The 12,373-nt window shown below is 55.2% G+C and carries 5 protein-coding genes; 3 read left to right on the top strand and 2 right to left on the bottom strand.

Annotation, left to right across the window (positions count from 1 at the left end; translation table 11 throughout):
* Positions 1-284 precede the first annotated feature (284 nt).
* From AB1656_26410 to AB1656_26400, 3 genes are all read left to right on the top strand, one after another.
* Positions 285-2,852 carry an AMP-binding protein gene (locus AB1656_26410; GenBank protein MEW6238933.1) on the top strand — a complete coding sequence of 856 codons (2,568 nt, stop codon included), beginning with the start codon at positions 285-287 and terminating at the stop codon, positions 2,850-2,852.
* Positions 2,853-3,890: 1,038 nt separating this feature from the next.
* Complete coding sequence (gene gltB, locus AB1656_26405; protein ID MEW6238932.1) at positions 3,891-8,447, top strand: glutamate synthase large subunit; 4,557 nt, start codon at positions 3,891-3,893, stop codon at positions 8,445-8,447.
* On the top strand, positions 8,440-9,879 hold the full coding sequence (locus AB1656_26400) for a glutamate synthase subunit beta (GenBank protein MEW6238931.1): 1,440 nt from the start codon (positions 8,440-8,442) through the stop codon (positions 9,877-9,879). Before gltB ends, AB1656_26400 begins: the two co-directional genes overlap by 8 nt.
* A 265-nt stretch (positions 9,880-10,144) precedes the next feature.
* Here AB1656_26400 and hpnE read toward each other — a convergent pair whose 3' ends face one another.
* Both hpnE and hpnD read right to left on the bottom strand, forming a co-directional pair.
* A complete protein-coding gene (hpnE, locus tag AB1656_26395; protein ID MEW6238930.1) occupies positions 10,145-11,494 on the bottom strand; it encodes a hydroxysqualene dehydroxylase HpnE in 1,350 nt (449 codons plus the stop codon).
* Positions 11,458-12,312: a presqualene diphosphate synthase HpnD gene (gene hpnD / locus AB1656_26390; protein ID MEW6238929.1), complete on the bottom strand. Its 855-nt coding sequence runs from the start codon at positions 12,310-12,312 to the stop codon at positions 11,458-11,460. Before hpnD ends, hpnE begins: the two co-directional genes overlap by 37 nt.
* Between the last annotated feature and the right edge of the window lie 61 nt (positions 12,313-12,373).

Below are 12,373 nucleotides of genomic sequence, written 5' to 3'. Positions count from 1 at the left end.
TGACTGGGAGACTGGGAGACTGGGAGACTGGGAGACTGTGAGACTGGGAGACTGGGAGACTGGGAGACTGGGAGACAGGGAGACAGGGAGACAGGGAGACAGGGAGACGGGGAGACGGGGAGACGGGGAGACGGGGAGACGGGGAGACGGGGAGACGGGGAGACGGGGAGAAAGGGAGACTGAATCCCCAAGTCCCCATGTCTCCAAGTCCCAAAGTCCCAAAGTCCCAAAGTCCCACAGTCCCACAGTCTCACAGTCCCAACTTTTGGAGGGATTCCCATTCGATGCGGAAGGTTGTCCTAGAGGAAGCCTGCGTCTCGCCGCCTTTCGCGACTCTGGCGGAAATTGTTGGCGGATTTCCCGAAAGAGGAGCGCGGGAGGCCATTCGATTTTATAACGGATTCCGCATTTTCCGTTATTCTTATATTGAATTGTACGATCAAGCCCAACGTTGCGCCGCCTTTTTCGCAGAACGGGGAATCGGGAAAGGCGATCGGTTGCTTTTATGGGCGCCCAATGGTCCGGAATGGGCCGCCGTTTATTGCGCCTGCGCTCTCAGCGGCGTCGTGCTCGTCCCTCTGGATGCGCGCAACGAGGCGGATTTCGTGCGGCGAGTGGGCGAAGAGACGGAAGCGAAGCTGCTCATCCGCGCTCAGACCAAAAAAAATCCCGGATTTCCCTTCCCTTCTTTGATTATCGAAACGTTGTTCAAGCGGATCGCCGATTTATCGCCGCTGAAGAAATCGGCCGAGATTGCGCCCGGCGATTTGATGGAGATTGTCTATACTTCCGGCACCACCGGCGATCCTAAAGGCGTAATGCTCACGCAGGGCAATATGGCCGCCAATGCGACGGATTTATTGAAAGTGGTTCCGGTCGATTCCACGTATCATCTGCTTTCTGTTTTGCCGTTGAGTCATGCGTTGGAGCAGTGCGGCGGATTCTGGACGCCGTTGGCGGGCGGCGGAAGCGTTTTGTATCTGCGGGTATTGAAGCCATCCGCCCTGTTCGATGTTTTTCGGCGCGAGCAGATCACGGTCATGATCCTGGTTCCGCGTCTGATGACTATATTAAAACAACGGATCGAAAGCGAAATAAAAAAGAAACATCTCTCGAGTTATCTGCGGCTGGGACTCGCCGCTTCTCGTTTTCTGCCGCACATGACGCGGAAATGGTATTTCTATCCCATTCATAAACGGTTCAATACCCGTTTTCATCTTTTCGTATGCGGCGGCGCGCCGTTGGATGCGGAAGTGGAAGCCTTCTGGCGAGGGCTGGGATTCGAACTGTTGCAAGGATACGGCCTGACGGAAACCAGTCCTGTTCTTACAGCGACTCGTTTGGGAAAAAGCCGGTTGGGTTCGGTGGGAACGCAGCTAGATAGCGTGGCGATCCGGTTAATGGCGGATCGAGAAATCCAAGCGCGGGGGCCGAACGTCTTTCCCGGCTACTACCGCCGTCCGCAAGCGACGAAGGATTCTTTCGAGGATGGTTGGTTCAAGACCGGCGATGCGGGCGAATTCGATGCAGAAGGGAATCTATTCATTCGCAGCCGGATTAAGGATGTCATCGTCGCCAGCGACGGGGTGAATATTTATCCCGAAGATATCGAGCGCGTTTTGGACAAGAATCCCGCCGTCAAGGAGTCGTGCGTCTTCGGCGCAGGCGAGCATGAAGAGACGATCCACGCCGTTCTTCTGTTGCAGGACGAAAAGTTGGAAGCGCAGCAAATCGTAGAAGAAGCGAATAGGCAGCTAACGCCGGAGCAAAAAATCGCCTCGTTCAGCGTTTGGACGCAGCCGGAATTTCCCAAAACCTCGACGTTGAAAATCAAAAAGAACGAAGTCAAAAAAATTACGCTGTCCGGTAGGATCACCCGCGAATCTTGCGACGAATCCGCCGCCAGCCCCTTGCGCCGCATTCTATGCGAAATCGCCCATTGCCAACCGGACAATTTGATTGCGGAAGCCCAGCTGGGGAATGATTTGGGATTGAGCTCCATCGATCGGGTGGAACTGATCTCGCGGCTGGAAGAGGAATACCGCCTCGATATTGACGACGGAGCGGCGGCGGCGGATGCAAAACTGGGAGATTTGGAGGACTATTTGGCGAAGAGAAGGGAAGGCGCATCGCCGTTGGTTTTTCGGCGTTGGACGCTGTCGCCGTTCTGGCGCGCGGCAAGGGTAGTTTCCAACGCGCTGCTGGTAAAACCCTTTCTCAAGATATTCTGCGATATCCGAGTTTTTGGATTAGAAAATATCCAAGACCTGCAAGGGCCGGTTTTCATCGTTTCCAATCATACCAGTCATGTGGATACGTTGCTAATACAGAATTTACCGCCGCCGCGCTTAGGCCGGCGCATCTGTCCCGCCGCCTGGAAGGAGTATTTCGACGCCGCCGGGAAGCCTTGGAGAATTCGCGCCGTAAAATGGGCCGCTTGGCAACTGGCGACGACGTTAATCAATATCTTTCCATTGCCGCAGACGTCAGGCTACCGGCAAAGCATGGCTTATGCGGGCGAATTGTTGGATGAGGGATGGAGCCTACTGCTTTTTCCCGAAGGATCACGGAGCGTAACGGGCGAATTGATGGAATTTCAACAGGGAATCGGCATTTTAGCAAAGAATCTGCAAACGCCATTGATCCCGGCGGCGATCGCGGGGGGAGAAAATATCATGCTGCGGGGGAGGATCATCCCCAAACGGGGAGTAGTGAAGATCGCTTTCGGGAAGCCTTTTATGCCCATGGATGGATCTTATCAGGATATCACGCTGCAGGTGAAAGCAGAGATAATGGCTTTATGGAAAACATTGAAATCCGCCGCAGCCGATGAAAATCCGGAACAGGCTTGATTCAAAGAGATTGCGAATGTCTTTCACCGCTTTTCATACAGCGCAGACGAGATATAATATTTTGGACTTGTTGAAGCACCCAGCCTTAAAAGGCTGGACTATTGTTAAATGCCCCTTTTAAAGGGGCAAATTTCAATAATCCGCCGTTAAAACGGCGGGAGCAAGCCGAAGGGTGAGAGACATTGGCGGGGTTTGCTTCGCTCGATCCACTCTACGATTTACCAGGCGTTTAAAAAAGAGGGAATAGAGGCTCTTGCAAAATTCATAAAATCCGCTTTTTAATTCTCCCCCCAAGATTGGGGGGAGTTAGAGGGGGGTTGATTTTAATAGACTTAAGACAACCCCCTCCTAACCTCCCCCAGGCTTGGGGGAGGAATAATGGAATTTTGCAAGAGGCTCAATAGTTAAAACAACCGCCGCTTGCCGCTGAAGTTATCCCATCGATCAGGCCGCGAGAAATAAATAGTATCAACTCCTGCGCGAGAATGCCAGGAAAGAAAATACGCCTTCGATTCCATCCGCTTTCCTTCGGGCGGCGCCGTTCTCAAGCGGCAAGACGGTCAATCGTGCAAAGCCGGCATTTTTCAATAGGTGGATGCGCGCCTCGCCATTTCCGCCAAAGTATAATTATAAGGCGCCGGAGGCCGTTGGAATCGACGCCAATCCTTGATGGGATCGGTTTATCTCCGTTATAATAACGGTTCAATATTTTTAGGCCGCCTCCAGCGGGAAAACATGGGAAATGGTTGGAATCGCTTCCATCTCTTTTCATCCAGGCGGCGCCATCGGGACGAAATTATACTATATCCAACAACTGTTTCTGCTATTCGGATTCTTTGTCAAAGCCGGGATAACTATAAAGTCGAAATCATGCCATTCAGCTTAAGAGATTGCCGCCAATAGACGATGACGCATGATTCGCAAACGAAAGGGCGAACGATAAGCCTCGTCGAGAATCGCATCCTATTTGAAAGCGCCCCGGATTCGAACGAACGCCCTTAGATCGATATGAGCATGAAGAAAGAGAAGGCTTGGCCGATGATAAAGGAACACCTTCCGCAACCACAAGGACTATACGATCCTGCATACGAACACGACAGCTGCGGCGTGGGATTCGTCGCCAATATTCAAGGCGTCCCTTCGCACGACATCATCCTGAAAGGCATAGAGGTCCTGATCAATCTCACGCATCGCGGCGCCTGCGGCTGCGATCCGGAAACGGGAGATGGTGCGGGCATCCTTTTTCAAATGCCGGACGAGTTTTTCCGCGGGGAAGCGGAATCGCTTTCCTTCGATCTGCCGCCTTGCGGCGATTACGGCGTAGGCATGGTTTTTCTATCCAAGGAGGAGAACAAGCGCGCCTGGATCCAACAGTTATTGGAAAAAACCGTTCGCGACGAAGGACAGAAAGTATTGGGATGGCGGGACGTTCCCTGCGACAGCTCGCGTCTGGGATGGCTGGCCCGCAGCGTGGAGCCGGTCATTCGCCAGATTTTTATCCAACGCGGCGCCGGATTCAAAGACTCCGCCCATTTCGAACGCAAGCTTTACGTTATCCGCAAAATCGCCGAAAAAGCGGCGCGCGCCCATAAGGAAGAAGCGGGGTATTTTTATATTCCCAGCCTATCCCATCGCACGATCGTTTATAAGGGATTGATGATGCCGGATCAGATCGCGGGATATTACGCCGATTTGAGTTATCCTTCCATGAAAAGCACGATGGCGCTTATCCATCAACGCTATAGCACGAATACGTTTCCGACGTGGGATTTGGCGCATCCTTTCCGCTGCCTCGCCCATAACGGGGAGATTAATACGCTGCGGGGAAACGTCAATTGGATGCATGCGCGGGAATCGATGTTCGCATCGCAACTTTTCGGCGACGACATCAAGAAAATATTCCCCGTAACGACGCCCAACGCCAGCGATTCCGCCATTTTCGACAATGCCTTCGAATTGCTTTCGCTTTCCGGGCGCTCGCTGCCGCACGCCATGATGATGTTGATTCCGGAAGCGTGGTCCGGCCATGAGAGCATGAGCCGGGAAAAGAAAGATTTCTACGAGTACCATTCCTGCCTGATAGAGCCTTGGGACGGCCCCGCCTCTATTGCTTTTACGGACGGAATCCGCATTGGCGCGGTTTTGGACCGCAACGGCCTGCGTCCCTCCCGTTATTGGGTGACGAACGACGATTTCGTCGTTATGGCTTCCGAAGCGGGCGTTTTGGATATTCCGCCTGAAAACGTCAAAATCAAGGGACGGCTGCAACCAGGCCGCATGTTCCTGATCGATATGGAGCAAGGGCGGATCATTAACGACGAAGAGATTAAGCGCGATCTGGCGTCGCGCCGCCCTTACGGCCAATGGCTGAAGGAAAACCGGATTCGCTTGGAAGATATGCCGGCGCCCAAAAAACTCTCCGGTCCGGCGAGGGAAACGCAAGACCGGCTGCGCCGCCAGCAAGTTTTCGGGTATACCGACGAGGATTTGAAGGTTCTAATCGGTCCGATGGCGGAGCTTGGCAAGGAGCCGGTGGGATCGATGGGGAACGATACGCCCCTGGCTTGTCTTTCCGACAAGCCCCAGTTGCTCTATAACTATTTCAAGCAACTCTTCGCCCAAGTGACCAATCCTCCCATCGATCCGATCCGCGAAGAATTGGTCATGTCGTTGGATTCTACGCTGGGATCGGAGCAAAACCTTTTCGACGAAACGCCCGTCCATTGCCGCCAGTTGCGATTGAGCCATCCGATTCTCGCCAATGACGAAATGGAAAAAATTCGCAATTTGACTGGCAAAATCAAAAGCATCGTCTTTTCGACGCTATACCGAGTCAATGAAGGAGAGTCCGGTTTGCGCGACGCTTTGGAAAAATTATGCGCCAATGCTTCGCAAGCCATCGAAGACGGCTATAGCATCCTCGTTCTTAGCGACCGGGGCGTGGATGAGGAATGGGCGCCGATTCCCGCGCTGCTCGCCAACGCCGCCGTTCATCATCACCTGATTCGCGAAGGGGCGCGGACGCGGGCGGGCATCGTCATCGAATCGGGCGAGCCGAGAGAGGTGATGCATTTCGCGCTGCTCGTGGGATACGGCGCGGGAGCGATCAATCCCTACCTGGCGTTCGAAACCATCGAACAATTGGCGGAGGAAAACCGGCTGGAAGATGGACTCGGCGTCGAGGAAGCCATTCACAATTACATCAAAGCTATCGATAAGGGGCTTTTGAAAATATTTTCCAAAATGGGCATCTCCACGCTGCAAAGTTATCGCGGCGCGCAGATTTTCGAAGCGGTGGGCATTGGGCGGGACGTCATCGACCGTTATTTTACGGGAACCGCTTCCCGCCTCGGCGGCATCGGACTCGACATCATTGCGCGGGAATCGAAGATGCGCCACGATTACGCCTTTCCTAAAACCATGGAACGGCGTCCCGATCTCGCCATCGGCGGCTACTATCAATGGCGGCGCAATGGAGAGCGCCACATGGTCAATCCCGATGCCGTGGCGAAAATCCAACACGCCGTCCGGATCGGAAGTTTCGAAACCTACCAGGATTTCGCGCGGCTGATTAACGACGACAACATGAAGCGCAACACCATTCGGGGACTGCTCGATTTTCGGTGGAGCGCCGAACCGATTCCTTTGGAGGAAGTGGAACCGGCGCGCGAAATCGCCAAGCGGTTCGCCACCGGCGCGATGTCTTTCGGTTCGATCAGCAAGGAGACGCATGAAACCATCGCCATCGCCATGAATCGCCTAGGCGGCAAGAGCAACACCGGAGAAGGCGGAGAGGATCCCGAACGGTATATTCCCCTGCCTAACGGCGACAGCAAAAACAGCGCCATCAAGCAGGTGGCGTCGGGCCGTTTTGGAGTGACGATCGAATATCTCGCCAACGCCAAGCAGCTGCAAATCAAAATGGCCCAGGGCGCCAAGCCCGGCGAAGGCGGCCAGCTGCCCGGACACAAGGTGAACGAGATCATCGCGCGGGTGCGTCATTCCACGCCTGGCGTCACGTTGATTTCGCCGCCGCCGCATCACGACATTTACTCCATCGAAGACTTGGCGCAGTTGATCCACGATTTGAAAAACTCTAATCCCTCCGCTCAGATATCCGTAAAATTGGTTTCGGAAGTGGGCGTGGGAACGGTCGCGGCGGGCGTATCGAAAGGGAAATCCGATCACGTTCTCATCAGCGGCGACGTCGGCGGCACGGGCGCTTCGCCCCTTTCGTCCATCAAACACGCCGGTCTTCCGTGGGAACTGGGATTGTCCGAAACCCAACAAGTGCTGGTCAAGAACGACTTGCGGGGACGCATCGCCGTGCAAACCGACGGGCAGTTGAAGACGGGAAGGGACGTCGCCATTGCGGCCTGCCTGGGCGCGGACGAATTCGGCTTTTCCACGATCGTCTTGGTAACCGTCGGCTGCATCATGATGCGGAAATGCCACTTGAACACCTGCCCCGTCGGCGTGGCTACCCAGGATGAAAACCTGCGGAAAAAGTTCATGGGAAAACCGGAGCATATCATCAATTATTTCCTGTTCGTGGCGGAAGAACTGCGCCGCATCATGGCCCGGCTCGGCGTGCGCAAAATGGACGATCTCGTGGGACGCATGGACTTGTTGAAAGTGCGTGACGACATCGATCATTGGAAGGCCAAGACGCTCGCTTTGGGGGCGATTCTCGCCAAGCCGGAAGCGCCGGAGCCTGTCGCCATCCGCTGGAACGCGGCGCAGGATCACGGATTGGAGAAAGCTCTTGACAACCAATTGATCGAAATGGCCAAGGACGCCATCGAACGCCGGAAGCCGGTAGAGATCGATCTTCCCATCCGGAACATCCATCGAACGGTGGGAACGACGCTTAGCTACGAAATCACCAAACGGTATGGAATGGCGGGGCTGCCGGATAATACGATTCGCATTCGTTTCACCGGTTCCGCCGGACAGAGTTTCGGCGCCTTTCTGGCGAACGGCGTATCGATGACGGTGGAAGGCGACGCCAACGACTACACCTGCAAGGGCATGTCCGGCGGACGCGTCGTCATTTATCCGCCGAAGCAGGCGCGCTTCACGCCGGAAGAGAATATTCTCGTCGGCAATGTGGTTCTCTACGGCGCGACGGGCGGCGAGTGTTATTTCCGGGGCGTCGCCGGAGAACGCTTCTGCGTGCGCAACAGCGGCGCGAGAGCCGTGGTGGAAGGCGTGGGCGATCATGGATGCGAATACATGACCGGCGGCCGCGCCGTCATCCTGGGCAAGACGGGGCGTAATTTCGCCGCCGGGATGAGCGGCGGCATCGCCTATGTTTTCGATCAAGACGGCTCGTTCGAATCGCGGCTCAATTCGGCGATGGTAGACCTGGAACCGATGGACGACCCGGAAAGCGTGGATGAACTGCGGGGATTGATCGAAAACCACTATCGTTATACCCGTAGCGCCGTCGCCCGGCGGATACTCGATCGGTGGGAATTGACGCTTTCCAAATTCGTCAAGGTCATGCCGAAGGAATATAAGCGTTATCTGTTGGAAATGGCGGAGAAGAGCCGTCAAGAAGAGTTGCAGTTGCAAGAGGTGAGCCATGGGTAAAATTACCGGCTTCATGGATTATCAACGCGAGATCCCCCGCGACAAGCCGGTGGAGGAGCGAATTCGGCATTTCAAAGAATTTCACGCCCATTTTCCCGCCGAAAAATTGCGGGAACAGGGCGCGCGCTGCATGGATTGCGGCGTGCCCACGTGCCATTGGGGTTGTCCGCTGGGAAACATCATTCCCGATTGGAACGACCTGGTGTATCGCAACCGCTGGCAAGAGGCGATCCAACGCTTGCATAAAACCAACAATTTCCCCGAATTCACCGGAAGAGTATGTCCCGCGCCTTGCGAGGAATCCTGCGTGCTAAATATTCAACAGTCGCCGGTTACGATCAAGGAGATTGAACGGAGCATCATCGATCGCGCCTTTCAAGAAGGCTGGATCGCTCCCCTTCCGCCCAAGATCGAAACGGGAAAAAAAGTAGCCGTCGTGGGCGGCGGCCCGGCGGGCATGGCGGCGGCTCAACAATTGCGGCGCGCGGGCCATGCGGTAACGCTCTTCGAAAAAGCCGACCGCGCCGGCGGTTTGCTGCGGTACGGCATTCCCGATTTCAAAATGGAGAAGCATCTCATCGATCGCCGCTTGCGCCAGATGGAGACGGAAGGCGTTGTTGTCAAAACCGGCGTTTACGTGGGCGTTGACTTGCCCGCCAGCGTCTTGAGAAGGGATTTCGACGCCATCCTATTGACGGGTGGAGCGATGGCGGCCCGCGATTTGCCTGTCCCAGGCCGCGAATTGAAGGGGATTTATCTCGCTTTGGAATTTCTCGAACAGCAGAACCGCCGGGTGGCGGGCGACGTCATCCCCCCGGAACGGGAGATTACGGCCAAAGGGAAGCGAGTAGTTATCCTGGGCGGCGGCGATACCGGCTCCGATTGCCTGGGTACGTCCATCCGCCAAGGCGCCGTTTCCATCAAGCAGTATGAAATTCTACCTAAGCCTCCCGCCGAACGGACGGAGTTGATGCCTTGGCCTTATTGGCCTTTTATTCTCCGCACCTCTTCATCGCACGAAGAAGGCGGCGAGCGGGATTGGCAAGTGAGCACCAAGCGTTTTTCGGGCGAGAAAGGCGTTGTGAAAAAATTGCACGCCGTAAAAGTGGAATTTGGAGATCCCGGCCCGGACGGTCGCCGTCCTTTGAACGAAATCCCCGGTTCGGAATTCGAAGTGGAAGCCGATCTCGTGTTGTTGGCGATGGGCTTCACCGGCCCCGTAAAAACCGGCCTATTGGACGATCTCGGAGTTCAACTCCATGCGCGCGGCGCCGTCGCCGTAGACGAAAACTACATGACTAACGTACCCGGCGTATTCGCCGCCGGAGATATGAGCCGGGGCGCATCCTTAGTGGTTTGGGCCATCGCGGAAGGGAGGCAAGCCGCTAGAGGCGTCGATCGATATTTGATGGGAAGCACGGAATTGGAATAGGCGGAAGATTGGGTATCGCAGCGGTTTTTCGAATAATACCAACTCTTATTAAGAATGTGACTTAAAATTCCCTCGCCCTCTGGGAGAGGGTTAGGGTGATGGGATTATAAGTCTAATAATATCAACCCTCACCTAACCTCTCCCCATCTTGGGAGAGGAATTTTAAAAACAACTATCTCAATGCAGGTCGGTATAATACTTTCATCCTAATCCTCTCCCAGAGGATTAGGAAAATAGCTGACAACAATCTAAATTCAGGTTGGCATCACGCTTTCAAACCATCCAACGCTCTAACGCCGCTTAGCGCGGCGCCTTCGATCGTGGCGGGCAACCCCGTAGCGATCCAATCTCCAGCGAGAACGAAATTGGCAATCGCCGTCTTCGGGCCGGGCCTGCGGCGCGCATTTTGCGGCGTAGCGGAAAATGTCGCTTGCGGTTCCCAAAAGACGGACGCATGGTTTGGCTGCGCGCCATCGCTTTCGGGGTAGGTTTTTTGGATATCTTCTTTCGCCGCTTCTATCAATTGCGCGCGCGATCGTTCTTGCAATCGCCGCCCGGCGCTGACTGTTAGACTGACGCAAAATCCGGAATGGCCACCCGCTTTCATGAAATTGGATCGATGAAACGCCCATTCGAACGTTGCGTCCAGCAGGCAGGCGAATTTTTCCGTCGTGAAGGCTTTATCGTACCAAAGATAAACGTTGACGATCGGCGACGCGCCTAGATCGGGAATATCGATGCGCTCCGAAAGATTGGAAGCGTCCAGCAACGTCCGCAGGCTCGCAAAAGGCAGGGCGGATACGCACGCTTCGCAGGCGATCCGTTCGCCGGAAGCCAAATGAACCGCCGCGATGCGATTCCCCGCCGTCTCTAATCGGCGAACGGCGTTTCTCAGGATGACGCGCCCCTTCCGCGCTTGCAAAAACTGGATGAAGCGCTCTCCGTGCAGTTCATGCCAGGGAATTACGGGAAGCCCCATGCGCGAATCCTTGGCGCCGCCGAGAAAGGCTTGTTGCATCACCGTCTTGAATAGTTCTGCGTCGGCTTGTTCCGGCGTCTCGTTCAGCGCCGAGAGCGCGATGGAGTCCCATAGGCGCTGGCGAAGAGCGGGCGTTTGACCCAGGCGCTCGCAAAAGGCGCCGAGCGTCTCCGACTCATGAACGCCTCCCTTGCGGCGCAACTCCAAGCCGAAACGCATGGCCGCCAGTTTGTCGCGCCAGGTCAGCGAACTCATGCGCAGCATCCCCGCGAGCAGATGCAGCGGTCCCGGCCAATGGGGGCAAGCCAACGCATCCCGCCAACCTTTGGCGCTGCGGTATGGAACTTGAAGATCGTCTTGAAATTGGACGCCGTCCGCCGTTCCCCACATATCAAGCAGCTTCAGCGTCTCGCGATAGCAGCCCATTAAGGCGTGTTGGCCGTTGTCGATCCAATCCCCGCACCGGTCTCGCACTGAATAGACGCGCCCGCCGAGAAACGGCTTTTTCTCCACGAGAACCGTTTGCGCCCCGCGTTGCGCGAGGTGGCTGGCGGCGGACATACCCGCGAAGCCGCCTCCTAAAACGACTACATCGGCGTTCATGGAAGCAGACGCCGCCAGCGGCTGCCCAGCCACAGCCGCAACGCGATACCTAGTTTTACTTTATTAGAGACGCGGATGCGGGTTTGGTAAACGTTGTAATCGGCGGCTGCGATGTTGTCCAAAAGCCGGAAATAGATTTTGCGCATCACCTCGGCGGGAAAAAGCAAATGGCGGTCGCGCCGATCGTAATGTTCCATCGCTTTAGCGAAATAACGGCGCGCGCGTTCTTCCTGAAAGCGCATCAACTCCACGAACGCAGGCGAATAGGTTTCCTTGATTACTTCTTCTTCGGAATAATGGAATTGCGCCAAATCTTCGGCGGGAAGATATATCCGTCCGATGCGGACGTCCTCGCCTACGTCGCGCATGATGTTGGTCAATTGCAGCGCCATGCCCAGATTGACGGCGTAGTCCTTCGTCTTGGGATCGCGATATCCGAAAATCTCGATGCAGATCAACCCCACCACGCTGGCCACGCGGTAACAGTATTGCGACAAGTCGGCGAACGTTTCGTAGCGCTTATGCGTCAAGTCCATCTCGCAGCCGTCGATGAGATCGTGAAAATACTGCTTGGGCAGCGAAAACCGGCGGCTAATCTTCAACAATGCGTCCATGATCGGATGCAAAGGGCGTCCATCATAGCATGCGTCCAATTCCTTGCGCCATTCGTCCAACTGCCGGCGCGCCTCGGCGGGGTCTTCGATTTCGTCGACGATGTCGTCCGTATGGCGGCAAAAGGAATAGACGGTAAAAATGGCGTCCCGCTTTTCTTTGGGCAAGAATAGAAAGGAATAATAGAAGTTGGTCTTGCTGTCTTTGGTTTGCTGCTTGGTATATTGATTGGAATCCATCCCATACTCCCTGCAAAATGGGGGATTATTTTAACAGTGATTAGCGGCCAGCAGCCAGTGA

The organism is Candidatus Omnitrophota bacterium (assembly GCA_040755155.1).
Classification (GTDB): Bacteria; Hinthialibacterota; Hinthialibacteria; order Hinthialibacterales; family Hinthialibacteraceae; genus JBFMBP01.
The sequence above is the reverse complement of the archived record's forward strand: the minus strand, read 5'-3'. Positions and strand labels throughout refer to the sequence as shown.

Coding starts and splice junctions, on each gene's coding strand:
- AB1656_26400 (MEW6238931.1), top strand. CDS start 8,440: ATGGGTAAAATTACCGGCTTCATGGATTATCAACGCGAGATCCCCCGC.
- AB1656_26410 (MEW6238933.1), top strand. CDS start 285: ATGCGGAAGGTTGTCCTAGAGGAAGCCTGCGTCTCGCCGCCTTTCGCG.
- gltB (MEW6238932.1), top strand. CDS start 3,891: ATGATAAAGGAACACCTTCCGCAACCACAAGGACTATACGATCCTGCA.
- hpnD (MEW6238929.1), bottom strand. CDS start 12,312: ATGGATTCCAATCAATATACCAAGCAGCAAACCAAAGACAGCAAGACC.